The organism is Kitasatospora sp. NPDC052896, assembly GCF_044547075.1.
Classification (GTDB): domain Bacteria; phylum Actinomycetota; class Actinomycetes; order Streptomycetales; family Streptomycetaceae; genus Kitasatospora.
The window spans coordinates 225,115-248,105 of sequence record NZ_JBITZU010000010.1 but is presented as its reverse complement, the minus strand read 5'-3'; the positions used below and the strand labels follow the sequence as shown (position 1 = coordinate 248,105).

At 72.2% G+C, this 22,991-nt stretch carries 21 protein-coding genes; 5 read left to right on the top strand and 16 right to left on the bottom strand.

Annotated elements, in window-relative coordinates; translation table 11 throughout:
• Positions 1 to 8: 8 nt before the first annotated feature.
• From ACIGXM_RS22415 to ACIGXM_RS22405, 3 genes are all read right to left on the bottom strand, one after another.
• Positions 9 to 1,910 carry an alkyl/aryl-sulfatase gene (locus tag ACIGXM_RS22415; protein ID WP_396563570.1) on the bottom strand — a complete coding sequence of 634 codons (1,902 nt, stop codon included), beginning with the start codon at positions 1,908 to 1,910 and terminating at the stop codon, positions 9 to 11.
• Between the two features lie 635 nt (positions 1,911 to 2,545).
• A complete protein-coding gene (locus ACIGXM_RS22410) occupies positions 2,546 to 3,361 on the bottom strand; it encodes an alpha/beta fold hydrolase (protein ID WP_396563517.1) in 816 nt (271 codons plus the stop codon).
• Positions 3,362 to 3,435: 74 nt separating this feature from the next.
• A complete protein-coding gene (locus ACIGXM_RS22405) occupies positions 3,436 to 4,098 on the bottom strand; it encodes a DUF4097 family beta strand repeat-containing protein (RefSeq protein WP_396563515.1) in 663 nt (220 codons plus the stop codon).
• 327 nt (positions 4,099 to 4,425) lie between these two features.
• Between ACIGXM_RS22405 and ACIGXM_RS22400 the strand changes: the two genes are divergently transcribed.
• Positions 4,426 to 5,118, top strand: a complete 693-nt coding sequence (locus ACIGXM_RS22400) for an SMI1/KNR4 family protein (protein WP_396563513.1) — start codon at positions 4,426 to 4,428, stop codon at positions 5,116 to 5,118.
• 491 nt (positions 5,119 to 5,609) lie between these two features.
• On the opposite strand, the gene ACIGXM_RS22395 is transcribed toward ACIGXM_RS22400, so the two are convergent.
• From ACIGXM_RS22395 to ACIGXM_RS22385, 3 genes are read right to left on the bottom strand one after another with little or no spacing between them, the layout of a single operon-like run.
• On the bottom strand, positions 5,610 to 5,897 hold the full coding sequence (locus tag ACIGXM_RS22395; RefSeq protein ID WP_396563511.1) for a hypothetical protein: 288 nt from the start codon (positions 5,895 to 5,897) through the stop codon (positions 5,610 to 5,612).
• A complete protein-coding gene (locus ACIGXM_RS22390; RefSeq protein WP_396563509.1) occupies positions 5,894 to 6,361 on the bottom strand; it encodes a hypothetical protein in 468 nt (155 codons plus the stop codon). The genes ACIGXM_RS22395 and ACIGXM_RS22390 overlap by 4 nt, the downstream gene beginning before the upstream one ends.
• 27 nt (positions 6,362 to 6,388) lie before the next feature.
• The gene (locus tag ACIGXM_RS22385; RefSeq protein WP_396563507.1) at positions 6,389 to 6,817 is read right to left on the bottom strand and encodes a TetR/AcrR family transcriptional regulator; all 429 of its coding nucleotides are present in this window, start codon (positions 6,815 to 6,817) and stop codon (positions 6,389 to 6,391) included.
• A gap of 187 nt (positions 6,818 to 7,004) precedes the next feature.
• Here ACIGXM_RS22385 and ACIGXM_RS22380 point away from each other — a divergent pair, with 187 nt between their 5' ends.
• The 3 genes from ACIGXM_RS22380 to ACIGXM_RS22370 all read left to right on the top strand — a co-directional run bounded on the left by ACIGXM_RS22380 (position 7,005) and on the right by ACIGXM_RS22370 (position 10,836).
• Complete coding sequence (locus tag ACIGXM_RS22380) at positions 7,005 to 7,553, top strand: GNAT family N-acetyltransferase (protein WP_396563505.1); 549 nt, start codon at positions 7,005 to 7,007, stop codon at positions 7,551 to 7,553.
• A 343-nt stretch (positions 7,554 to 7,896) separates the two neighbouring features.
• Positions 7,897 to 10,203, top strand: a complete 2,307-nt coding sequence (locus tag ACIGXM_RS22375; protein WP_396563503.1) for a WD40 repeat domain-containing protein — start codon at positions 7,897 to 7,899, stop codon at positions 10,201 to 10,203.
• A 258-nt stretch (positions 10,204 to 10,461) separates the two neighbouring features.
• A complete protein-coding gene (locus ACIGXM_RS22370; RefSeq protein ID WP_396563501.1) occupies positions 10,462 to 10,836 on the top strand; it encodes a hypothetical protein in 375 nt (124 codons plus the stop codon).
• A 112-nt stretch (positions 10,837 to 10,948) separates the two neighbouring features.
• On the opposite strand, the gene ACIGXM_RS22365 is transcribed toward ACIGXM_RS22370, so the two are convergent.
• The 5 genes from ACIGXM_RS22365 to ACIGXM_RS22345 are packed head-to-tail and all read right to left on the bottom strand — an operon-like array spanning position 10,949 to position 15,066.
• Positions 10,949 to 11,521, bottom strand: a complete 573-nt coding sequence (locus tag ACIGXM_RS22365; protein ID WP_396563499.1) for a hypothetical protein — start codon at positions 11,519 to 11,521, stop codon at positions 10,949 to 10,951.
• On the bottom strand, positions 11,518 to 12,915 hold the full coding sequence (locus ACIGXM_RS22360) for a hypothetical protein (protein ID WP_396563497.1): 1,398 nt from the start codon (positions 12,913 to 12,915) through the stop codon (positions 11,518 to 11,520). The genes ACIGXM_RS22365 and ACIGXM_RS22360 overlap by 4 nt, the downstream gene beginning before the upstream one ends.
• Positions 12,912 to 13,721: an ABC transporter ATP-binding protein gene (locus tag ACIGXM_RS22355; protein WP_396563495.1), complete on the bottom strand. Its 810-nt coding sequence runs from the start codon at positions 13,719 to 13,721 to the stop codon at positions 12,912 to 12,914. Before ACIGXM_RS22355 ends, ACIGXM_RS22360 begins: the two co-directional genes overlap by 4 nt.
• A gap of 32 nt (positions 13,722 to 13,753) precedes the next feature.
• Positions 13,754 to 14,566, bottom strand: coding sequence for a zf-HC2 domain-containing protein (locus ACIGXM_RS22350; RefSeq protein ID WP_396563493.1), 813 nt, complete (start codon positions 14,564 to 14,566; stop codon positions 13,754 to 13,756).
• Positions 14,563 to 15,066 (bottom strand): RNA polymerase sigma factor, encoded by a 504-nt coding sequence (locus tag ACIGXM_RS22345; protein ID WP_396563568.1) that lies wholly within the window; start codon positions 15,064 to 15,066, stop codon positions 14,563 to 14,565. Before ACIGXM_RS22345 ends, ACIGXM_RS22350 begins: the two co-directional genes overlap by 4 nt.
• 634 nt (positions 15,067 to 15,700) lie before the next feature.
• Here ACIGXM_RS22345 and ACIGXM_RS22340 point away from each other — a divergent pair.
• Entirely contained in the window at positions 15,701 to 16,198 is a 498-nt protein-coding gene (locus ACIGXM_RS22340) for an RICIN domain-containing protein (RefSeq protein WP_396563491.1), read from the top strand.
• A gap of 574 nt (positions 16,199 to 16,772) precedes the next feature.
• Here ACIGXM_RS22340 and ACIGXM_RS22335 read toward each other — a convergent pair.
• The 5 genes from ACIGXM_RS22335 to ACIGXM_RS22315 all read right to left on the bottom strand — a co-directional run bounded on the left by ACIGXM_RS22335 (position 16,773) and on the right by ACIGXM_RS22315 (position 22,812).
• A complete protein-coding gene (locus ACIGXM_RS22335; protein WP_396563489.1) occupies positions 16,773 to 19,097 on the bottom strand; it encodes a Helicase associated domain protein in 2,325 nt (774 codons plus the stop codon).
• A gap of 139 nt (positions 19,098 to 19,236) precedes the next feature.
• Complete coding sequence (locus ACIGXM_RS22330; RefSeq protein ID WP_396563487.1) at positions 19,237 to 19,503, bottom strand: hypothetical protein; 267 nt, start codon at positions 19,501 to 19,503, stop codon at positions 19,237 to 19,239.
• A gap of 63 nt (positions 19,504 to 19,566) precedes the next feature.
• On the bottom strand, positions 19,567 to 20,271 hold the full coding sequence (locus ACIGXM_RS22325; RefSeq protein WP_396563485.1) for a helix-turn-helix domain containing protein: 705 nt from the start codon (positions 20,269 to 20,271) through the stop codon (positions 19,567 to 19,569).
• Complete coding sequence (locus ACIGXM_RS22320) at positions 20,268 to 22,475, bottom strand: hypothetical protein (protein WP_396563483.1); 2,208 nt, start codon at positions 22,473 to 22,475, stop codon at positions 20,268 to 20,270. Before ACIGXM_RS22320 ends, ACIGXM_RS22325 begins: the two co-directional genes overlap by 4 nt.
• A 7-nt stretch (positions 22,476 to 22,482) precedes the next feature.
• Positions 22,483 to 22,812: a helix-turn-helix domain-containing protein gene (locus ACIGXM_RS22315; RefSeq protein WP_396563481.1), complete on the bottom strand. Its 330-nt coding sequence runs from the start codon at positions 22,810 to 22,812 to the stop codon at positions 22,483 to 22,485.
• Positions 22,813 to 22,991: the final 179 nt, after the last annotated feature.

Below are 22,991 nucleotides of genomic sequence, written 5' to 3'. Positions count from 1 at the left end.
CTGGAGTGCTAGGGAGTGACGATCGCGAAGTCGGGGTCCGGATCACCGAGATAGCCGAGCAGTTCGGTGAGTTTGCCGGCATCACCGGTGACCTCGATGTCCGCGCGAACCGCCAGGTCGGCCGGGGTGGCGGCGCCGAGCAGCACGGCACGCAGGTCGGCCTCGGCGAGGGTGAACTCGACATCCGGGTCGGCCGCGGCGGGCCCGGTGCCGGCGACATGGACGAGGACGCCGTTGCGCAGCCGCTGGGTGACGGGTTCGCCGTCGGTCACGTTCCAGCGCACGGTGATGTCCGCGTCCCAGCTTCGCGGGCCGTCCACCCGGATGGCGAGGGCATCGAACAGCTGGTCGAGCGTCAGCGCCGCCAGCAGGTCGGGCGAGGTGGTGGCGGTAGGTGTCCCGACCGAGCCGTGGCGCAGTTCGTGGGCTCCCATCAGGAAGAAATTGCGCCACGTGCCGTTCTCGCTGCCGTACCCGAGCTGTTCCAGGGCGTCGGCCTGCAACTCGCGGGCCCCGGTGTGATCCGGGGCGGCGAACAGCACGTGGTTGACCACCTGAACCACCCAGCGGAAGTCGCCGTCGGCGAACGACTGGCGGGCACGGCGCACGACTTCGTCAGCGCCGCCCATGAACTCCACGTACCGCTTGCCGGACTCTGCCGGCGGGTGCTCCCACAGGTGCGCCGGGTTGCCGTCGAACCAGCCCAGGTAGCGCTGGTAGACGGCCTTGGCGTTGTGGCTGACCGAGCCGTAGTAGCCGTGGGTGTTCCAGGCCCGCTCCAGAGCCGGGGGGACATGGATCTGCTCGGCGATCTCCAGTGCTGTCAGCCCCTGGTTGAGCATGCGCAAGGTCTGGTCGTGGAGGTAGGCGTACAGGTCGCGTTGCTCGGCCAGGAACGACACGACCCGCTCGCGCCCCCGGACCGGCCAGTGGTGCGAGGCGAAGGCCACGTCGCTGGAGCCGGCGAAGAGATGGACGGCCTCGGTGAGGTAGCGGGCCCACACGCGCGGGTCGCGAACCTCGGCGCCACGGAGCGTGAGCAGGTTGTGCAGGTTGTGGGTGGCGTTCTCCGCCATGCACAGCGCCGCACGGTCGGGGAAGTGGATGTTCAGCTCCGCCGGTGCCTCGGTGCCGGGAGTGAGCTGGAACACCATCCGGATGCCGTCGACGGTCTCCGTCTGCCCAGTGCGGGTGATGTCCACTGTCGGCGGGATCAGGCCGACCGCGCCGGTCGAGACCGTCTGTCCCAGGCCCGCGCCGATCTGCCCCCGCTCCCCCTTCGGCAGAGCGGCACCGTACATGTAGGCGGAACGGCGGTTCATGGCCGTACCGGCGTAGACATTCTCGCTGACGGCGTGCTCCAGGAACCCGTGGGGGGCGATCACCGGCACGCCTTGGGCGACGTCCTCGTCGGTCACGACACCCCGCACGCCGCCGAAGTGGTCGACGTGGCTGTGCGTGTACAGCACCCCGGTCACCTGACGATCCCCCCGGTGGGAGCGGTACAGGGCCAGACCCGCCGCCGCGGTCTCGGCGCACACCAGCGGATCGATGACAAGGACGCCGCGCTCCCCCTCGACGATCGTCATGTTCGACAGATCGAAGCCACGCACCTGGTAGACACCCTCGGTAACCTCGAACAGCCCGTGGTCGGAGCACATCCTGCTCTGCCTCCACAGGCTCGGATTGGCCGTGTCGGGGCACTCCTGCTCAAGGAACCCGTACGCACCGAGGTCCCAGACCGATCGCCCGTCGCGGTCACGGATCACGCTCTCCTGCGCCGTGCCCATGAAACCGCGCCGCGCATCCTGAAGATCCTCCACGTCGTCGAAGGCGAACCGCTGCCGCACGGCCGCGTTGGCCTTCACGATGCCCGGTGCAGCGGGCTTGGCTCCGGTGTTCCCAGGCATCTCGAACTCCTCGCAGCGACGCACGAAGACCTGCGACATGTACGCACGGGTCAGCGCCACCCTCCCCCGGCCCGGGCACCCGCACGACCGGATGTACATCATCCGAGGAAGCCATGACCACCCGAAGGCCACGACGGCCCGCCAGGTGAAGGGCAGGTTGCCGACCGCGCTGACCGTGACGATCAGGCAGGTGAGGAAACCGGCCCGGCCCGACCACGAGCAGCCGAACACGGTCGCCGACGACCTCGCCCTGCACAAGCACGCGATCCGACGCTCAATACACTCCTCGACGCGGCTTCGCGCCCCGTGTGTTGCACGATTCCACCAACCTGCGCGGTCCGCAGGAGATCGCAAGGAAGGCCGGATGCTGCTCCGCTTCTCGGCTCCGCGTGATCCGGTGATGGGGTGCGGCCGGTCGACCCCGTCGAGGAGGGTGTCGAGGTAGGCCTTGCGTGGCAAGCGGTCGCCGCTTTCGTAGCGGGAGATGGCGGTGATGCTTCGGCCCTGTTTGATCACGTGGGCGCGTTGTCGGTGGGATCGAGGTGTCGGTGGCCGGGCCTGTCGTGGCGGGGTTCGTCGGTCAGGTGGTTCGGGTGGTGCCGGGTGGTCTTCACCGTGACGCTGGGTGTCGCGGGTCAGGCGGCCTGGTGGTCGCGGGTGGTGGTGAGCTCGCGGACCGCGTTGGCGACGGCTCGGGAGTCGTTGTGAAGGATCTTGGAGTGGTTGCTCGCGACCTTGGTGCTGACCTGGATGTGGGGGTTGTCGGCGATCGCGGTGGTGAGGTCGGCGCGGAGCTTTTCGATCACCTTTTCTTCGGCGCCCAGGTTGCCGCCGCTGCCGAGGACGTAGCGGGTGGGTGTGGTGGTCCGGTCGAGGACGGGGTTGAGGTTGTCGGGGGCGCAGAGGTCGATGAGTTCGAGGTTGATCTCGGCGTGTTGGGCGGCGCTCATGCGGGCGGCCAAGCCGAGGCGGCGGGCGATGGGGAAGATCGGGCTGAGGTTGCGGAACAGCTTGCGGACCTTCTCGCGGGTGGCGTCGTCGAGTCGCTCGGTCGGCAGGGCGCCGTCCACGGAGACCACCCCCGCGACGCGGTCGGGGTGGCGGGCGGCCCAGTGGATGGCGATCATCGCGCCGTAGGACCAGCCGACCAGGATCGGGCGCTGGACGCCGCGGGCGGTGAGGACGGCGTCGAGGTCGCGGATGGTGGCTTCGAAGGTGTAGTCGGTGGCGGTCCTGGACTTGCCGCGGGCGCGCTCGTCGTAGGCGATGTGGCGGTAGTCGCTGCCGAGGTCGGTGATGACGGGGTGCCAGGGCTTCTGGTCGGCGTAGGAGCCGTTGAGGTAGACCACGGCAGGGCCGGGGCCGCCGGTGTCGGTGACGGCCAGGGCGGTGTCGTCGACCGACACCATGCCGGTCCAGGCGGTCTGCTCGATGGTCGTGCTGATGGCCATGGTGTGCCGGTCTCCAGGGTCGGAAGTTGGATCGGGAGCGGTGGATGGTGGTGGCGCCGCTGCGGCGGGCCACGTCAGAGGCTGCGGGCGGTGATGTCGCCGTGGGAGGTGGTCGCGTGGATGTTCAGGGTGGTGCTGTCGGTGTTCTTGAGGGCGTTGTGGATGCGGCCGTGGGTGGTGCCGGCGTCCAGGGCGGCCGAGACGCCGGCGGCGGCGCCGATGGTGATGTCGCCGGACTGGGTGCGGAGTTGGACCGTGCCGCGCACGGCCTCGGTGATCCGGATGTCGCCGCGTCCGGTGCTGATCTGCGCCGGGCCGCCCAGGCGGCCGATCTCGACGTCGCCGTCGACCGCGGTGAGGCGGACGCTCGCGGCCTCGTCGATCTTGATCTGGCGGTACGCGCCTTCGAAGGCGATGTCGCCCAGGCGGCCGACGCCGCGGAGCTCGCAGCTGGCGGTCTTGGCCTCGACGTGGGAGCCGGTGGGCAGTTGGACGGTGACCTCCACGGATCCGTGGCCCAGGAGCTGGTTCTTGGGCTCGGGGGTGTGGATCCGCAGGACGCCGTCGGCGTAGGCAACGGCGGTCTGCTCGGCGGTCTGGACGTCGCGGCTCCTGGAGGGGTTGGCGGGCCGGACCTCGACGGTGGTGTCGGCGCGGTCGACGGCGATGAACTGGACGCGTCCGGCGGGGACGGCCAGGTGGGCGGTGATCGGGGCGGGGGTGTCGAACTTCTGCATGACGGGCTCCTTGTCCTGCGTCGCGGGCCCCTTCGGCCCGGCGTTTCCCATGACGGAAAAGCTACGTTGCTTTCCAAAACATGGCAACAGATGCGTTGCACAGAATCAGCATCAATGCAGTTCAAAGCCACTAAATCGTTGCGATGGCCTTGAGCTTAATGCAACAGCCGCCATCCTGTTCGTTGCAACTGATTGAGAGTGAACGCCATACTGGAGACAGCGGTGTTCAGTTGCCGCTGGCAAGATCCTCCGGTGGCCATGGCCGGGTCGAGCCGGCGCTCCGAAGACCTTCCCCGACTCTCCCGGGAGCCAGCTACGCTCCGCGGCATGGATGATCAGTTGTGGGTCGGCGTGCGGGAGCGCGTCGAGGCGTTGGCGGGTGTCCCGACACAAGCAGGACGTCATCCGGTGTTCGGGCCCGGTGGCCACGGCTTCCGGCTCGACCCGGTCCTGTCCCCGGCGGCCGTGGTCGAAGTGGAGGCGCGGATCGGCGTCGAACTGCCACAGGAGTACCGAACCTTCCTGCTCCAGGTGGGCGCGGGCGGCGCCGGCCCCGCCTACGGCCTCTATCCGGCACAACTGAAGCCCGGCTACCCACTGTGGTCGGGTCACAACGCGGACACGGCGGACTACTCCCGACTGGCCGAGGCGTTCCCCGCAACACCGCTGGACCCGACTGCCCTCCGGACGCTGCTGGCGCGGTGCCCCCCGGAAGAGGACGACCGCGACCCCGACTACCTCGCTTTTCTGGACCGGTGGAACGAGGTGATGTGGGGCCCGCACCGCACGGTCGGTGCGATTCCCCTGTGCAGCCTCGGCGACGGCCGTGAGCAGTGGCTGGTGCTCAGTGGCCCCGAGCGTGGGCGGATCTGGAACGACGACCGCGCTGACCACGGCGACCTGACCCCGGCCCCGGACGGCAGCGGCGGGACCGTGACGTTCGCCCGTTGGTACCTGGACTGGCTGGACAGCACGGAACAGCGGTTGTCCAGCGTCCGGGATCAGGTCCCGGATTTCTGAGGCGTGTCGTGCGTGCCCGGGCCCGACCACCGGCAGGGACAGCCCGCGCATGGGGTGCCTGGCCCGCAGGAGGCCGGATCACGTTCCGCAACGCAATGTGGCCGGTCGAACCGACATGGTGTCAGTTTGACCGGCCGCATTGGTTCGGTTGACCGGTCCGGTGGCAGAGGTGGCGGCGGCCGCCCGGGCGCAGCAGTCGAGCGAGCAGCGGCAGCGTGGCCCTGTTCGGCAGATTCCGACAGCACCTGCTCAACACTCCGGGAGGCACCCGGGTCGGGCCGTGTTCGATGTTCACGAGAAGCGGTTCTGGCTCAACTTCCGTGCTCTGTCCGCGCTCTGTGACTGTAGATCTCCGTGGGACCTCTCACGGATCGTCTGAGTGGGAGAACCACATCCGGAGCACGCCGGCCCGTACTGTCCGCTACCCAGGACCACCTCGACAGTCCGGAAGCCGTGGCTGATCCAGCGACGTTGCTCACCGGCCGGTGGCGTCAGGCGCGTTCCTGCTCGCTCGTCTCCTCGACGGCTGCGGCCCGGGCGCGACGGCGGCCCAGCAAGGTGCATCCCACAGTCACCAGGCCGATGGCGACGACCTTGGCGGCCCCGTAGTAGCCGGACGCCAGTTCCTCTGGGGTGCCGGGCAGCCTGAAGGAGACCCACACTGCCGCGACTCCCCCGAAGACGATCAGTGCGACGGCCCCCCACGTCCCGAGCTCCGCCCACCAGGGCCCCGGGGCGTGACCCCGCTGTTCGGCCTGCTCAACGTCTCTGTCGGTCATGGTCTGTTCTCCTGGGCGTGTGGTGACGGTCGCGAGGTGAGACGCGGGCCCGACGCGGAAGGTTCACCGGGCCAAACGTTCCCTGCTAAAGCCAACATCCTGTCAGCCAGCGAAATCCGCCCTCGCCCACCCCCATTGAGCGGGTAACGAACGACTCCCGCCGGAAGTGTTGGCACAGGACCACTGCACCACATCAAGGGACGCACGATCAGCGAGAACAGGGCCATCGCGTTCACCCACCGCTGTCGCACGATGCCGTAGCCGATCCACGGCAGCAGCAGGCCGCTGACGACCATCGCGAGCCACTGACCGGTGCCGGCCGCGCGCAGACCGTAGTAGGAGCCGAGCGGCAGGACGAGTTCGAAGAGCAGCTGTGCGCCGATCTGCCGGCGTAACGCGGTGGTGCGGCGTCGGGCTTCGGCGGCCGGGGTCGGGTCGGTCCGCGCTGCCTGGCTGCTGACCATGGGGTGTTCCCCGTGTCGTGTCCGTGGTCATGACGTCTTCCTGGTGGCGCGGTCGAAGAGGTCCGCGAGCTCCCGGCCGGCGGCGCGTACGTCGAGATCGGGCTCGTCGCGAGCGCGGCGCACCACGTCGTCGATGGCGGCGCGGATCGCCCGCATCATCACCCACGGGTCGAAGTCGCAGAACTCGCCTGCCCGTTGCCCCTTGCGGATCTGCTCCACCTGGAAGGCGAGGATCGCCTCCATGCCCTCCGCGAACGCCACCATGCCGGGGTCGCCGCCGCGAAGGTTGCCCAGGACCTCGGCGATCGCCGCGAGGCGGTTCGGGTACTCGGCGAGCAGGTCGGGGTTGCCCTCGATGGACGTGCGCAGGCGGGCCGCGTAGCTCTCGTGGGCCTCGATACGGGGCCGCAGGTAGCCACCCGCGACCCGCATCGCCTCGGCGACGACCTCGCGCATCAGATCGTCCCGCCTTTTGCGGTCCTTCGCCGGGCGGAGCTTCACGTGCGGTGCGGCGGATCTTTCCGGGCGCGCGCAACTGGCATCCCGTCGGGGCGCGTCTCGATGTGCGGCGACGTCAGAAGTCGCTGCCCGCAGTGGCCATACGGGGTCGAACCGGGTGGCCGAGAGGATCAGGAGCCGCTCCATGTCGGATGAGATCACGGTCCACCCCCTCCCCTGGCCACCCGCCCCGATCAGGACCGAGCGGCTCGTGCTCCGTGAGCCCGGGACCCGGGACCGTGCGGCGTTCATCGAGCTGCTCGCCTCGCCGGAGGTGCACACCTACCTCGGTGGCCCCCGGCCGCGTGACGAGCTCGAGCGCGAGATGTCCCCGGTGCCCGAGCGGTGGCCCGGGAGCTTCGTCGTCGAGCTCGACGGGTCGATGATCGGCCAGATCCTGCTCAGGAGAGCAACGGGGAACCGTCGCCCGGCTGCCGCCGGGAAGGCCGATCTCGGCTACCTGTTCCTGCCGCGGGCCTGGGGATTCGGGTACGCCGCCGAGGCGTGCGCGGCGGCACTCGGCTGGTTCGCCGACGCGCTTCCCGGCGAACCAGTGGTGCTCGCCACCCAGACCGCCAACGACCGCTCGATGCGCCTCGCGGCGAAGCTGGGGTTCACCGAGGTGGAGCGGTTCGAGGCCTGGGGCGCCGAGCAGTGGCTCGGCATGTGGTCCCCGGTCACACCGTCCGCTTGAGCACGCGCTCGACAGCGGATCCAAAAAACGGCGACGGCCGGGCCGGGCGGAGGCGACCTGGCGACTTCCAGGCGTTTTCGGGTCTTGGCGGCCGCCGTACACCCGGGTGCTCTCCTCCTCGGGTACCTCACCGCGGCCGACGCGGACCAGAGAGTCCATCAGCTCCTGGTGGGCCTCCTGCCGCCCGCGCTCGCGGGCGGCCTGGCGCCGGTCATGGGCGGCACGGGTGCCCGGGTTGTCCAGCGCCTCGATGAGGCAGTGCCGTCCGGCGGCTGAGCGGGGGCCGGTGCCGCGCGGGCACCCTCCGGTACGGGTGTCAGCGGCATCCGCTACGGTGCCCGGCATGCCCACCACGCGCCGGGATGCCGCTCCTTCCGCCCCGCGGTCCCCGTCCGCGCACCCGTTGACCGATCCGGCTTTCCTGGTGACCGCGGCCGCGGCGGATGTCCAACCGCTGCTCGACAGCGCGGCCGATCCCGCGGCCCGGCTGGCCGCCGGGGTGTACCGGACCTCGGCGCACCGGCACCGCGAGGCCGTTCCCGAGGTTCGGCGCCAGTTGCTGGCGCTGGACGCGGCGCGCTGGGGGGCTGCCGAGCTGGCGGCGGAGCTGGCCGCGGTCCCGCTGCCGGACGTGGCGCCGGCCCCCTGGCGGGTCCGGTGGGCCACCGGTGCCGAGCTCACGCCGGCGTTCCGCTGCGCGGTCCCGGTGCCGCAGGGGGGCATGGGCTCGGTGGCGGCCCTGGCCGTCGACGGTCGACTGCACGTGGTCACCGGCGACTTCGACGGTCGGCTGCGGCGCTGGGATCCGGCCACCGGGGGCGAGTGCGGCGCGCCTCTGCGTGGTCACCGCGGCGTGGTGCACGCGGTGGCCGCCGGGTGGCTGGGCGAGCGCCCGGTGCTGGTCAGTGGCGGGTCGGATCAGACGGTCCGGCGCTGGGACCTGATGACGGGTCAGCCCATGGGTCGGCCGCTGCGCGGTCACCGGGGCGAGGTGCACGCGGTGACCGTGGTGCAGGCCGGAGGGCGCCTCCTGGCCGTCTCCGGGGCGAAGGACCGGACCCTGCGGGTCTGGGACGTGGCGACCGGCGAGCTCGTGGGCCGACCGCTGACGGGTCACACCGACGGGGTCCTGGCGTTGTCCGCGACCGTGGCCGGCGGGCGGGCGGTGATCGTCTCCGGCGGGGCGGACGGCATGCTGCGCGCCTGGGATCCGCTCACCGGCGAGGGACTCGGCCGCCCGGCCGGCGGCCCCGGCTGGCGCACGTCGGTCGCCGCGCTGCTCGTCGACGGACGGCTCTGCGCCGCCACCAACGGCCCGGACACCGCCGCCCAGGTGTGGGACCTGGACACCGGCGAGCAGTTGGGCGGCCCGCTGTCCGGCCACACCGCCCTCGTCGACGCGGTGGCCGCGATCGAGCTGGACGGGCGACCGCACGTGGTGACCGGCAGCCGGGACCGCACCGTGCGGCTGTGGGACGCCGCCACCGGACAACCGGTCGGCCCGCCGCTGGTCGGCCACCCGGCGGGGGTGTGGGCGCTGGCGACCAGCAGTGTCGCGGGTCGTCCCCAGGTGGTGGGCGCCGGGGCGCCCGGGTACGGCTACGAGGACGAGGAGGGTGAGATCCGGGTCTGGGAACCCTCTGCGGCACCGCCGACGGGCCTGCCGGGCGGACACGACCGCGGGGTGCGCGCGGTGACAACGGTCCTGCTCGACGGAACCGCCCATGTCGTCACCGGGGGTGGCGACGGCACCCTGCGGCTCTGGGAGGCGGCCGGTGGCCGGCCGGTGCGGCGGCCACTGACGGGCCACACCCACGCGGTGTACGCGGTGGCCGAGGCCCGGCTCGACGCCGGCCGCTGCCTGGTCAGCCTCGGCGGGGACGGCACCCTGCGCCGCTGGGATCCGGTCACCGGCACCGAACTCGGCCGGCCGATGCCGGCCGGTCAGAACGACGGCCTCGGCTGGCTGCCGCTACTGGCGACGGTGGACCTGAACGGTCGGGCCTGCGCGGTCACCAGCGGTGCCGCACCGGACGGTGCGGGCGTGGACGACGAGGACGAGGAGGACGAGGAGTCCGAGACGGTCCGCATCTGGGACCTGGCGACCGGCAAACCGGTGGGCCGTCCGCTGACGGGTGGCAGCGGCACGGTGGCGTCACTGGCGACGGTGGTAGTCGGTGGCCGCCCGCACGCGCTGGCCGGATTCCACGCCGACGACTGCGGGTTGGACGGCACGGTGCTGCTGTGGGACCTGGGCACCGGCAAGCCGGCCGGCCCGCCGTTGGAGGTGGGCGAGGGCGAGGTGGGCGCGGTGGCCGCGGTCCCGGTCGGCGACCACGGCTACGCGATCGCCGGGAGCGAGGACGGCCAGGTGGTGATCTGGGACCTCCCCACCCGAAGGCCGGTCGGCAGTGGGGAGCACCACCACCAAGCCCCGGTGAGCGCGGCCGCGGCGGCGCTGCTGGCGGGGCGCCCGTACGCGGCCACCGGCTGCGAGAACGGCCGGGTCCGCGTCTGGGACCTGACCACCGGCGAGCCGGTCGGGCCCGCGCTGGCCTTCCCGCTGCCGGTCCACGCCCTGGCCTGGTCAACGGCCGGCCAGTTGGTGGTCGGCTTCGGCGACGAGGTGGCGGTGCTGGAGCGGCCCTGAACGCGGCGTCCGGCCGGAGCGGCAGCACCACGCGCCACCCCCGAGCGGCAGCCGGTGGCCCCGCCGAACGCCACCGCTCCCCACACCGGCGCCGCGCGGGTGGACGCGGTCGTGGCGCCGGGCGGGCTCGAGACGCGGGCTCGGGAGCGCGAAGCCCCCATCGCCGAGAACCCGGCGCCGGTCCCCGGACGGCGGATAATGTCCGGGGCCGCGGACCGACCGCGCCGGCGGCACCGATCGATGGAGAGGCAGAGGACGATGACCCTGGAGAAAGGCCGGCGTGTCAGGCTGGCCGAGGACCTCGGGATCGGTGAGGCAGTCGCCGGGGAGCCCGGGGCCGTCGTCGGGTTTCTCTCGCTGGGAGCCGGGATCGAGGGCACCATCGAGCAGGTGGACGGGGAGCTCTCGCAGAGCGAGGAGGCTCGCGAGTACCAGCGACTCAGAGCACTGTTCGAGGACTACGGGCACACCATGCCGGCGGCCAGCCGGGAGCGGCTGGAGACGGAGATCGCCGCGCTGGAGCCGCAGTGGGCCGCGGATCGGGAGCGCGGGAGGCGGGTGACGGTCCGGGTCCGGTTGGACAACGGCTTCGTCCTGGACGGGGCGCACCAGGACATCCTCACCCCACTGTGAAGGAGGAGGCCCTGGTGCCAACGGCGGGAAGGTCTCGCGGGCGCGGACGGCCCCGCGAACGGGCCGTCGAAGGTCTCGAGTTCGAGCGGAGCGCGGGCGCGGGGCGTGCCCGTTACCGTCTCGGCCCTGCTATGGCGTAGAGCACGGTTCCGCTCACCAGCAGGGCCCACGCCGTCCCGGTGGCCGCCGTCGTGCCGGGGGGCAAGATCATCCAGCTGGCCACCTGTCCCCCGGTGCCGCCCGGAGGCGGGACGAGGAGGGTGAGCGCGAGCCAGCCGGTCGGCAGGGTCCATGCGAACGGTGCCCCGCACAGCACCGCCCCGAGCGCGGCCAGGCCGACCAGGCCCGCGCTGTCCCGGGCGACGACCTCGGCGGGGGCGAGCTCCGGCCCCACCGCCTGGACCGCCAGCAGCGCCGCGGCGGCAACCGCGCCGATCAGCAGCACGTGCGCGGCCCGGCGGGGCGCCCACCGGATCGCGGCCGTGCTTTCCAGCGCGATGTCCCGCCCACCGAGCCCGACGGAAGAGGCCGTCACGTTCGCGGTGAGAACCACGACCGCGATCACCAGGTCCATCGGGCCCGCGCCGTCCTGGTGGAAGGCCCACGCCGCCAGCGCGACGAGCGTGACCGCGGCGGCCGAGGTGGGCGCCTGCCGTGAACGCGCGTACAGGATCAGCCATCTCATCGCGACGTCTCCCCCGTCAGCGCCGAAAGCGCGTCGTCCCCCGTGCAGGAGAGGGCGGCGGCGTGCACCTCGGCGATCCGCGAGCGCTGCTCGGCCGGTGGCATCGCCATCAGCCGCTGCCAGGCGGCGTCGGCGTCCGCCCACGTACGCTGCGAGTACGCGTAGGCGTCCGGGCTCTGCAGCGGTTCGAACTGGTGATCACTGAGGGCCCAGCTCGCGGCGATGCTCTGTACGGGGATGTCGACCTGCCCCCCGCCCTCCCAGGGGGTGCGCGGTGCGCAGTTCGGTGCCAGGCCCTGGGCGACCAGGAGGCGGGTCAGTTCCGCCCCCGTCGCATGGGCGATCAGCGGGTCGTCGAAGTCGACCAGCACCACGTCACCGGAGAGTTGGCGGTCGTCGCCGAGCGCGCGCAGCTCGGTGTCCTCCCGCACCGAGTTCGGCGCCTGGTCGCCCAGGGCGTCGTGCAGCACGCGCAGCGCGTCCTTGCCGCTCGGGGCGAGTTCGGGCAGATGTGAGCGGTTCGTCTGGGTCACGCACACCGGTCCGTCGCAGACCAGAGCCGCGGCGGCCTTGTCGACGACGTAGGTGTCGCGCGGATCGGCGGGCAGGATCAGCAGGGCCAGGGCCGCGCCGGCCAGAACGGGGGTCACCGCGAGCAGCCGGGCCCGGCGGGTGGCGGCCGACAGCAGTGCGAAGCCGGTGGCGAGCAGGCCGAGCAGCCAGAGCGTCTGGCCGAGGTGCACGGAGCCGGACAGGGTCAGCAGCGTCTCCCGCGGATCCGCGGTCACCGGGGACAGCAGGGCGAGCCGGTTCGGCGCGATGCTCGACGGCAGTGCCCCCTCATTGTTCTGCCGCAGGAGGCTTATCAGCAGGAGAAGGAGCACGGTCAGGGTCGGCGGGGTGAGCACGGAGGGCAGGGCCCGCGCGACGCCCATGCCGAACACGGCCCCCGCGACGAGGGCCAGCGCCGCCACGAGCGAGATCGGCAGCCAGCCGAGACTTGTGTAGGTGGTGGCGCCGAGGGCCACCTGGACTCCGCCCACGAGGACGAGGAGGCCGAAGCCCGAAGCCAGCACGAGCGCCGTCGCACCGGCCGGCAGCGCCGCACGGCGCCAGGCCGGCAGCGGCGTGGTCGTCAGTAGTTCGGCCATCCGCGAGCGGGAGTCGCGCAGCCCGTACACCGCTCCCAGGCCCACCACGAGCGGCCACCAGAAGCCCAGCAGGTACCGGGTCCACAGGGCCATGGAGGTCCACTGGGCCGTCCATCCGGTGTCGCCCTGCCACCAGATCCCGTCGATCAGGAAGAGGACCGCCAGGCTGCCGCCCAGGACGACGAGGCCGGGCCACGGGGCGATGGAGCGCTTCAGCTCGATACCCAGGACACGCCCGTTCACCAGGTACCCCCCTGGTGCTCGGAGCCCTGGAGCAACGCCGAATAGCCACGCTCCAGGGGGCTGTCACCCGGGTACTCGGAGCCGCCCGCCGCCGCCAGGACTCCCGGGGGGCCCTGGAAGACGAGGCGGCCCTCGGCGAAGAGCACCACGTCGGAGCAGGCGGCCGCGACGTCCTCGACCAGGTGGGTGGAGACGACCACGCAGGCGTCGCGGCCCAACTCCTGCAGCAGCTCGCGGAAGCGCAGGCGCTGCGCCGGGTCCAGGCCGACGGTCGGCTCGTCCAGCAGTAGCAACACAGGGTCGTTGACGATGGCCTGGGCGATGCCGGCTCGCCGCACCATGCCGCCGGACAGGGTCTTCATCCGCTGGTCCGCCTGGCCGGCCAGGCCCACCCGTTCCACGGCGCGTTGGACGGCCGCGGGGATGTCCGCTTTGGGAACCTCCTTCAGCCAGGCCATGTACTCGACGAACTCACGGACCGTGAAGCGCTTGTAGTAGCCGAACTCCTGCGGCAGGTAGCCGATCCGGCGGCGCAGGGCCCGCAGGTCGCCCAGCCCGCTCACGGAGGTGCCGCACAGCTCCAGTCCGCCCGCGGCGGGGCGCAGCACGGTGGCCAGCGCCCGGATCAGGGTGGTCTTTCCCGCCCCGTTGGGCCCCAGCAGGCCGTGGGCGCCGATGCCGAGCGAGAGGTCGAGCCCGTCGACGGCCATCTTCCTGCGTCCGGCCCGTACTTTCAGGCCGGTGGCCCGGATCTCCCAGGCGTAGGTCTTCGGGGCGGTGTCAGCCGCGCTCGTCGCGGGCGTCATGCGGTGGTCCCTTCCGGGGGTCAACGTTGGTTTCACAGTGCTGAGTACGCGTCTCTGCGGGCGATCACGGAGCCGATGCCGAGCGCGAGGAGCAGCCCCCAGAGGGGCAGTTGGTCAGGCTGCAGGGCGAGCGGGACGCGGCCGGTGGTCCAGGCGGGTGCCGCGATGACGACGCCCCAGGTGGCCACCAGCGCGGCGGCGGCGCGGGTCACGCCGACCACGCTGCCCAACGCCAGGGCGGTGGAGGTGAAGGCCAGCGAGGGCAGCAGCCACTGCGCGGCCGTCATGGCTCCGGTCAGCCATCCCGCCACCAGGAGCACCGGCACGACCACCGCCAGGACGGCGGTGGTGCGTCGAAGGAGCAGGGGCAGACCGGCGCGGGCGGTGGAGGCCGTCAGTTCGTGCGCCGGGTCCAGAGCGCGCGACCACGATGCGGCCACGACGCACAGCGGTAGCACGGGCGCGACCAGCACCATGGGCGAGGCGCCCCCGAAGACCGGCGCCCCGGTCGTGTCCAGCAGCAGCGCCAGCAGGGTGACGGCGACGGTCATGGCGAGCCACGGGGCCATGACCGGCGTCAGCCAGGCCGACACCCACCTCGGACGGTATCGCCGTGAGGGGGCCCGGACGGCCGCGTCCAGCTGCGGTTCCAACCCGGCTCGGACGGTGTCGAGGAGCGTGGCGATGCCGGGCGCCTCGGTGGCCACGGCGGCCGACAGGCGGCCGCGGCACGTCGCGCACGTCTCCAGATGGGCCTCCAGCGCCCACAGCGTGTCCGCGGCCATTGTCGTGTCACCGCGTGCGTAGTCGTCGATCAACCGCATCGACGCGTGTTCCGCGCTCAAGTCAGTGCCTCCCGCATCGCGATCCGGGCCCGGCGGGCGCGGGTCTTGACCGTGCCTTCGGGCAGTCTGAGCAGGACGGCCGTCTCCCGGACGGAGAACCCGTCGAGCACCGTGGCCTGCAGTACCTCTCGGAGTTCCGGCGCCAGTCGCCGCAGGGCGTCGCCGACGTCGCCGCCGACGGTCCCGGCCAGTGCCTCCTCCTCCGCCGCGGGCACCACCGCCCGCTCGGCGGCGGCGAGTGGCGGTTCGGCGTGGTGGGCACGGCGCCGGAACGCGTCGACGAGGCGGCGCGCCGCGATCGTCCACAGCCACCCGACGGCCGTCCCGCCGACCGCGCTCCCGGCGAACGCACCGGCCGCGCGCCAAACCGCCAGATAGGTCTCCTGCATGACCTCGGCGACGATCTGCTCGTCCGTGCAGCGGCGGCGCAACCGCACCGCCAGCCACGGCGACGTGCGCCGGTACAACTCGTCGAACGCCCCGCGGTCACCTCTGGCCACCAGCCGGAGGAGGCGTTCCTCGTCCAGCTCGTCCACTGCCCTCCTGCGTGATCTCACACCAGCCAGACGGCAGATGACGCGCACAGGTTCTGCATCAGACGTGATCCGCGTCACAGTGTCACGTGCGGAGGTTTGCGATCCCCACGAAACCCGGCCGTCGGCTTCGATCCGGCCCATGACGGACCCTGGCGTGCCGCCGTGCTTCGCCCTCCTCGGCGCGGCCCTGACCGAGTACGCCGCGAGGAGCCTTGGGAACGCTCCTCGGTCCCGTCGGCGCGCGGAATCACGCCGCGTCGGACGTCCAGTCAGCCGGCCTTCGACCCGGCCGCCATCGTGCACTGGTCGGCCTTCACCCGGACGGTGAAGGCCAGGTGCCCGCCGACGGCCCTGGATCTCCTCCCGACGGCGACGGGATCCGTGGCCCCGTGGAGTCGGCCGGCATTATCACGAGCAGGCCGGCAACCGCGCCCCGGTCACCCGATTGCCGCAGCCCGCGTGCGCCAGTGGGATGACGCGGCGACCGTGGTACTGCGAGCAGACCGTTCTCCTGACCCTGCCAGGAGACGCCTGCCCGAGCAACACGATGCAGTCGGGAACGCCAACGGGTTTCACCGCACCGTTAAGGAGAACCTCGATGCGTACTGCAGCACGAACCTCGGCACTCGCCACCGCGACCCTCCTCGGCATGGCGCTCGCCAGCCCAGCGGCAAGCGCGGCGACCACGTCCACCCCCCAGAACAACGTCGTCAGGCTCACGAACAAGGCCAGCGGCTGGTGCCTGTACTACGACGGCAACGTGGTGAAGACGTCCACGTGCGGCAGGACGTACACGGACCAGAGATGGCGCGTCGAGCCAGTGGGGGGCGGCCTCTACCAGCTCCGGAGCCTCGACTACGGCACCTGCCTGTCCGGGTCCCCCTACAGCAGGGGCCAGAAACTGACGGCGATCGGATGCGGTGGCGCGGGAACCAGATGGGCCCCCAACTACTCTCCCGCGCCGGGAGCCACGGTCACGTGGTCGGTGTCCGCCGGCGGCAACACCAGGTGCATGGGCAGCAACCCCGACCACAACGCCTACACCTGGACGTGCAACTCCAGTGACCGCCAGCAGTGGGAGCTGATGAACGCGTAACCGCCTCACGCTCCGGTGGCGTCACAAGAGGCGGGTGGCGGTGGCCAGTTCGGCCACCGCCACCCGCCTGAGTGGGGGACGACGTCCTGGTGGACCGCGTCCGCGACTCCGTCACCGGCCGCGGCAGGTCCTGACCCCGCCGCCGGCCCGTGCCCGCACCGGCGGCGCGCTCGTTGAGCCCGTCGCCTGCCCGGCGGAGCGGGCGGCGTACGGACTCATCCCCGGTCCGCGCGCCGCCCACCCCACCGTCATCGCCCAACTGGACCGCCAGGCCCTGGACACGGTGCGTCACGACGTCGAGTCGGGCCAGGTCCAGGTCTCAATGGCACCCCGCCGCACTCCATCTCGAGGCCAAGCTCCGTTGGCTCGACCATTTCTGACGGCTAGTCACACGAGTGGCTCCTTCTGATCCTGCCGGGCGCCCAACACCACGCGCCGATCCGACAGGATCCGAAAGAGGGGGCCCAGCGGGGAGCTCGGCGTGCCCGGAACGTCCAGACGGGGGTGCCCCTCGCGCGGTGCCCACCGGCTCGGGGGCTGTCCCGGCTCACGCGTCCTGGACGGTGAGCGCAAGTCAGCTGCTGGTCGGCTCGGCGGGCAGGGCGTCCAGGAGGGCGGTCTGCTGGTCGATCAGCTTGCCGTCCGTGCGGGCCTTGTCCTGCTTGCGCAGCCACGCCCCGGGGCGGAACGTGGGGTCCGCCTGGCCGCCGGTGCGGTTGGCGGGACCGGTGAGGGTGCCGCCGGCGGCGAGGTAGGCGAGCAGGCGCCGGTAGGAGCGGTTCCAGTCCGGCTCCAGGCGCCACAGCTCGTCCAGCGCGTCGAGCTTGGCGGCCTGGTCGGTGGTGAGGTTCTCGGCCTTGCGCTGGCGGCGCATCCACGCCCCGACCGCGTAGTCGTCCAACTTGGCGGTGGCGGGGATCGCCAGGTGGCCGTGCTGGTGGTGGAAGGCCTTCGCGTAGGCGTGGCCGCGTTCCCAGGCGTTGGCGTTCTTCGACCAGATCATGCCGAGCGCGTCCAACTCCGAGACGCGGGCGGCATCGAGCAGGCCCTGACCGCCCAGGTGGCGCTGGCGGGTGAGCCAGGAGATCAACTCGGCGTGCTTCGTCTTGTCGGTGGGGTCGACGTGGCCGTGCTCGATGTGGAACGCGGTGGCGACGGCGTGCATGCGCTGCCACTCGGTGGCCCTGGGGTTGAAGGCGCGCAGCTTGACGGTCTGCAGGATCTGCCGGGCATGGTGCTTGGCGTTGATCCGCAGCCACTCGATCGGCGACTCCGCAGCGGTGCCGCTCTCGGCCTGGCCGGCCCCGGCGCCTTCCACACTCCCGGCCCGCGCCTGGCTCGCGGTGTGGTGCTCGGGCTGGTGCCGGCTGGTGCGCAGCTCGGTGATCCGGCCGACCACCCGGGCGTCGTGGGCGGCAAGGGCCCGCAGGACCCGCCAGATCGTACGGAAGCTGGACGCTTCGATCTCGGCGTCGGCCTCGGCCTTCACCGCCGCGCCGGCCTCCCGGACCTCGGCCGGGTCGGCACTGGCGGTGTCGTCGCCGACCAGCGGGCTGGGCAGGTACACCGGGATGACGACCCAGGAGACCTTTCCCTGCCGGTAGGACTGGCGCAGCGCCCGGCCGATGGCCTGGACGATGTCGATGACCGAGGATTTGGGGTCGGCGAAGACGATCGCGTCCACGGCCGCGATGTCGATGCCCTCCGACAGCAGGCGGGAGTTGGCGAGGATGCCGCACTCCTCACCGTCCTCGCCGGTGTGCGCGGCGAAGTCGGCGAAGGCCTGGCGGCGGTCCTTGAGCCGGTCGGTACCCGCGACGGCCCGGGCCCACAGCCGCTCCGGCCGGTCCGCATCCGGCAGCAGCTCGGATGCCTCGAGCAGGTCACCGGCGAACGCGCGCGCCGCCGCGATCCGGGAATGGAAGCTGATGACTCGGCGCAGGCCCAGGTCGGCGACGGCGCGCAGCACAGCGATCTGCAGCGCCAGGCGCAGCAGATCCTCGTTGGAGCGCTGCGACTTGAGGTCGGCGATCGCGGGCAGGTTGAGCAGCTCGCGCAGGTCCTCGTCGGTCACCACCGGCACCAGGACGCGGTAGTCGGCGAGGTAGCCGTGCTCGATCCCCTGCCCCAGCGACCAGCGGTGGACGGTGGGGCCGTAGATCCGCTCGTCGTCCATCGAACACAGCACGGTCCCCTCAGCGACGTCCACCACCTCACGCGGGATGCGGGCCTCGTCGACGATCCGCGGCGTCGCGGTGAAGTACAGGCGCCGCACAGCGGGGACCTGGTCATCGTCGTGGACGGCCGCCCACGGCTTGCCGTCCGATCCGGCGGTACGGTGCGCCTCGTCGACCACCACCAGGTCCCAGGCCGGCAGGCCGTGGAGTTGGTGGGCCTGGACGATCCGCTCGAGTGATGCGTAGGTGGCATAGACGGTGACCGGCTCACCCGCCTTCGTGCCGCCGACCAGGTCGGCGATCCGGGCCGCCACGGTGGTCACCTGCGCCTCGATCCGCCCGCCGGCCTCCGCGCTCTCCAGCGCCTCCTCCCGCGAGCACGCCGCCACCGCAAGTCCCCGCCGGCCGCCCTTCGTCGACCACGAGGCGGCGGTCTGCTCCAGCAACTCGATCGTCGGCACCAACACCAAAACCCGCCCCCGCAGGGCCAGACGGCGGGCGCAGTTGGCGGCGATGACCGTCTTGCCGGAGCCGGTCGCGGCCACGATCGTCGCCCGGCCGCCGTCCTTCACCGCGCGCATCGCGGCCGCCACGGCCTCCTTCTGGAACCAGTGCAGCGGCACCGGCACAACGGAGCCGAGCGGCTGCTGCGGGAGCGGCGGGGCGGCCTGCGGGCGCAGCCCAGCCGGCACGTCCTGCTCGGCGATGGTCGTGATCTCCACGGGCGGGCTTCCCCTTCTGTCGCTCGGACGGGCGGGCGTGGTGCGGCAGTGTGGTGGTAGATGGAGTCGTGGCGGGCGGGCTCCCCGGAGGTAGGTCATGGTCGTGGGGAGAGCGCCCCCTCCTGGTGTGGTTCGAGCCCTAGTCGTCTTCGGTGTAGCGCTGAAGGCCGTCTATGAGGCCTTCCATGAGGTAGCCGCGTGGGTTGGGGCGCTCCCCGTCCAGTCCGGTCCGAAACAACAGGTCGAAGACCGCTTCCCGCAGTGCCTCCGCCTGATCGGGTGTCGGGGGCTGGTACGGGTCCAGGGTGATGCCGCTGGCTGTGGCCGCCTCCTGCAGGATCAGGCGCGACTGTTCGGTCTTCGGCAGCCACGGCCGCCGGCGGTCGGAATGGTCTTCTTGCTTCATCGGTGTTCCTGCTCGTTTGGTTCATCGGTCTCGGTGTCCGGCCGGGCCGGCCGCCCGCCCCTGCTACTGCTGCGGCGGCGTCCAGCCACGGACTTCGAGGTACTGGATGTCGGCGTCCTCGACGGCGCGGCCGGTCTCCACCAGCCAGGCCTTCATGGCCTCGGTGACGTCACCGTGGTGATCGGCGACCCGCTGGGACCACTCGGCCGCGTCGAACCCGCCGGTCGAACTGGAGCCGTAGGTGCGTTCCTCGGTCCCGTCGGCGCGCGGGATCACGCCGCGGCGGATGCCCGGCGAGTCCGTCTTCGAGCCGGCCGCCATCGTGAACTGGTTGACCTTCATGCGGACGGTGAAGGCCAGGTGCCCGCCGGCGGCCCCGGTCTCGTGGACGACCGGGGCGAGGTGGGCGGCTCCGGTCTTGATGGCCTGCTTCCCCGCACGGCCGGCCATCGACCCGCCGGGGACGCCGATCACGTCCTTGCCCCGCACCCGCGCCTTCTGTCCCGTCCTGGTCCTGCGGCGGGTGACACTCTCCTGGGCGACGGCGCCGAGCGCCTCGGTGTCACGCTCGCCGCCGCGCACCGCGCGCAGGACCTGGCGAAGCGCCTGGACGAACGCGGCGCCCTTGCCCTTGGTGAAGAACTGGCTCACGAGCGAGGCGTCGCGGCCGAGCATCTTGGCGACCTGGCGCTTGGTGTAGCCCTGGTCGATCAGCTCCTGGGTCAACCTGGCGGCCTCGTTCGGGTTGTCCGGGTCGGCGGGGCTCACTGCTGGTCACCTCCGGCGGCGAGTTCGGCGCGGCCCTGGGCGCGCAGCTTCAGGTACTCCTCCTGGCTGGTCGGGTGCGCCACCGGCCCGGTCAGGTGGCCCTTGAGGAGGTAGTCGCCGGGCTCGCCCCGGTACGGCCACGGCTGGCGCTCCGTCAGCGCGATGCCGTCCGTGCCGAAGTACACGACCGTGCCCGGCCTGGCGTGCAGGGCGCCGGCCACCGCGACGACCTCCTTGCCCTCGCGGTACTTCATGTCCAGCAGCGCCGCCCGGGCGCCGGACCACACGTAGGCCGCCCACTCCGGGTGCGCGTAGGGGTCGCGGGAGAACCCGGCCTGCCGCTGCCAGGTCACCACCTCGCTGTCCTGGCCGAGGATCTCCACCCCGCCCGGCAGCTCCTCCCCCACCGGCGTGGTGCCGGAGACCAGACGCGGACGCTGCGCGAACCCGCCCAGGCCGAACAGCAGCACCGAGCGGACCGCGCGGCTCGCGAGGTAGGCCGCGGTGCGCTGCCGCTCGTCGGCGTGCAGCTTCGAGAGGTTGGTCAGGTCCGCCCACGCGGCTTTCAGCCGCTTGCCCCACTCGTCGAGCGGCTTGCCGTCCTCCCACACCAGACCGCCCAGGATCTCGATCCGCCACGGCGCGATGTGGTTCGACAACGCGAGGTGCACCTCCGCTCCCCCAGCCCAGGTGGTGAACGTGGCGCCGGGCTCCGACGGGTAGACCCACGCGCGGTCACCGGTCACCGGCGCCGGGAGCAGCCCGACGTGGTTCCAGCCCTGCGGGACGGAGACCCGGATGTTCCAGTGCGAGCAGGACATCAGCGCCTTCACCTGCGCTGCCTCCGACATGGCGGCGAAGCGGGCGGCGGTGATCCGGGTCGGGGTGCCGACCGGGGACTTCCACAGGTGCTTGGCGTACGCGAACGTGCGGTCGTACTCCACCAGAGCGGGCAACTGCTCCGGCACCCGCGGCGGCAGGATCAGCTCGGTGCGGCCCTGCCCGCCAGTCGCGTGCAGCAGACCGCGCAGCTCCTCCGACAGGACCGGATAGCCGCCCGCCCACTTACCCTTCGTTGGGATGGTGCGCGACCACAGGTCCCGCCCGGTCTGCGACGGCGAGCCCAGCAAGACCCCGTCGTCCCAATGGCGGCGCAGCGCCTGCCACAGCAGCTTGAACGCCTCGCGGCAGGTGACGACGTCGGCGCCGTCCGGGTCGAACCACTCCCCCACCGAGCGGATCTCGGTGGTGCCACTGTCCGGGGCCGCGGCCGGGGCGTAGCGACCGACGGGCTGGCGCTGGTGGACGAAGTGCCCGGCCAGCCGGTCCCGGCCCGAGCCGACAGCGGTGGTCCACCGCTCGGACGGGGTGTTCAGCCAGGCCGCCACGGCGTCCTTCAGCGTGGAGTACCGTTCGGCGCCGTCGTGCCACGGGGCACCGGCGGTGATGTAGACCCGCTCCGTGCCCGGCGCGGTCGCCAGGACCGTGTCCAGGATCTCCCCCGGGGTCCGCGCGCCGAGGTCGACCCGGACCACCTGGTCGCGCACCGCCAGGACACCGGCCGCCGCGTCCAGGAACACCGTGCTGCGGGCCTGCTGGACGAAGTTCGGCCGCTTGGACACCAGGCCCGTGGTGACCGTCTCGAACCGGGCACCGGCCGGGCCCTCGAGGAGGGTGGGCAACTCGCGCGGCCCGGCCTCGACCGCCGGACGCTGCGGCGCGGCGACCGAAGAAGCGGAAGCGGCGGCGGGCTGCTCGACGACGGCGGCCTGGTCCTCGACGACCACCGGGGGCTCCTGCGGTGCCGGGGGGACCGGGGCCGGCCGCTCGGCCACGACAGCGGGGCGGGTCAGCGCCGGGGCGACCGGGGGTTCCGGCTGCGGTGCGGGCTCGGCCACGGGAGCCGACACCGGGGCGGGCACGGTGGCCTGCCTCTCCGTCGTGCCGGCGCGGACGGCGGCCGGGGTCGGGTCCAGCAGCGGGGCGATCCGCACGACGTCGCCGACCGACAGGCCCGAGGCCTTCGCGATCGGGGCGGCCTGCGCGCCCTCGTACCCCGCGAGCCCGGCCACCTTGCGCGAGCGCTGGGCGGTGAGCTTGTCCAGTTCCCTCTGCGCGGCCGCGACCGTCTTCTCGGCGGCGGTGATCGCCGAGCGCAGCTCACGCAGCGAGGCGAGCTCCGCGGTGTACGTCTTGCGGTCCATCAGGGAGTCACTCCCCTTCCGTGGCATCAGTGCTGATGTCGAGGGGGCGGGCCCGACGGGCAAGAGTGAGCCAGCCGTCCGGGCCTCGGGTGCCGTGGATGTCGGCCAGACCCGCGAGCAGGTGGGCGTAGGCACCACGCTTGGGGGCCCTCGGCTGGGCAGCGCCGGACTCCCACTTGGCGAACGTCTCCCGCCGGGTGTCCAGGGCCGCAGCGACCTCGACCTGGGTCAGGCCGGCGGCCTTGCGCAGCCGCTCCCGCTCGGCCGGTTCCGGCAGGTCCCCACCATCCCGGGCCTTGGCCAGCAACGCGTCCACCGCCGCGAAGATCTCAGACATCACATACCTCCCACCTAAAAAGGTAGCACAGAACGCCTCTCAATACGCACATATTTCGTCGCACATGAGTCTCATAATGGCCGCACTCGTGGCGGCCCACAGGTCGCCGGCCCCCGCAGCACCCGGCCCCTGACCTCCGCCATGAGATCCTGACCGTTTGCCAAATGACCTTGACGACA

What these genes read in the sequence shown, in the direction of transcription:
- ACIGXM_RS22415 (WP_396563570.1), bottom strand. Translation starts at nt 1,910, where the DNA reads ATGCCTGGGAACACCGGAGCCAAGCCCGCTGCACCGGGCATCGTGAAG.
- ACIGXM_RS22410 (WP_396563517.1), bottom strand. Translation starts at nt 3,361, where the DNA reads ATGGCCATCAGCACGACCATCGAGCAGACCGCCTGGACCGGCATGGTG.
- ACIGXM_RS22405 (WP_396563515.1), bottom strand. Translation starts at nt 4,098, where the DNA reads ATGCAGAAGTTCGACACCCCCGCCCCGATCACCGCCCACCTGGCCGTC.
- ACIGXM_RS22400 (WP_396563513.1), top strand. Translation starts at nt 4,426, where the DNA reads ATGGATGATCAGTTGTGGGTCGGCGTGCGGGAGCGCGTCGAGGCGTTG.
- ACIGXM_RS22395 (WP_396563511.1), bottom strand. Translation starts at nt 5,897, where the DNA reads ATGACCGACAGAGACGTTGAGCAGGCCGAACAGCGGGGTCACGCCCCG.
- ACIGXM_RS22390 (WP_396563509.1), bottom strand. Translation starts at nt 6,361, where the DNA reads ATGGTCAGCAGCCAGGCAGCGCGGACCGACCCGACCCCGGCCGCCGAA.
- ACIGXM_RS22385 (WP_396563507.1), bottom strand. Translation starts at nt 6,817, where the DNA reads ATGCGCGAGGTCGTCGCCGAGGCGATGCGGGTCGCGGGTGGCTACCTG.
- ACIGXM_RS22380 (WP_396563505.1), top strand. Translation starts at nt 7,005, where the DNA reads ATGTCGGATGAGATCACGGTCCACCCCCTCCCCTGGCCACCCGCCCCG.
- ACIGXM_RS22375 (WP_396563503.1), top strand. Translation starts at nt 7,897, where the DNA reads ATGCCCACCACGCGCCGGGATGCCGCTCCTTCCGCCCCGCGGTCCCCG.
- ACIGXM_RS22370 (WP_396563501.1), top strand. Translation starts at nt 10,462, where the DNA reads ATGACCCTGGAGAAAGGCCGGCGTGTCAGGCTGGCCGAGGACCTCGGG.
- ACIGXM_RS22365 (WP_396563499.1), bottom strand. Translation starts at nt 11,521, where the DNA reads ATGAGATGGCTGATCCTGTACGCGCGTTCACGGCAGGCGCCCACCTCG.
- ACIGXM_RS22355 (WP_396563495.1), bottom strand. Translation starts at nt 13,721, where the DNA reads ATGACGCCCGCGACGAGCGCGGCTGACACCGCCCCGAAGACCTACGCC.
- ACIGXM_RS22340 (WP_396563491.1), top strand. Translation starts at nt 15,701, where the DNA reads ATGCGTACTGCAGCACGAACCTCGGCACTCGCCACCGCGACCCTCCTC.
- ACIGXM_RS22330 (WP_396563487.1), bottom strand. Translation starts at nt 19,503, where the DNA reads ATGAAGCAAGAAGACCATTCCGACCGCCGGCGGCCGTGGCTGCCGAAG.
- ACIGXM_RS22320 (WP_396563483.1), bottom strand. Translation starts at nt 22,475, where the DNA reads ATGGACCGCAAGACGTACACCGCGGAGCTCGCCTCGCTGCGTGAGCTG.
- ACIGXM_RS22315 (WP_396563481.1), bottom strand. Translation starts at nt 22,812, where the DNA reads ATGTCTGAGATCTTCGCGGCGGTGGACGCGTTGCTGGCCAAGGCCCGG.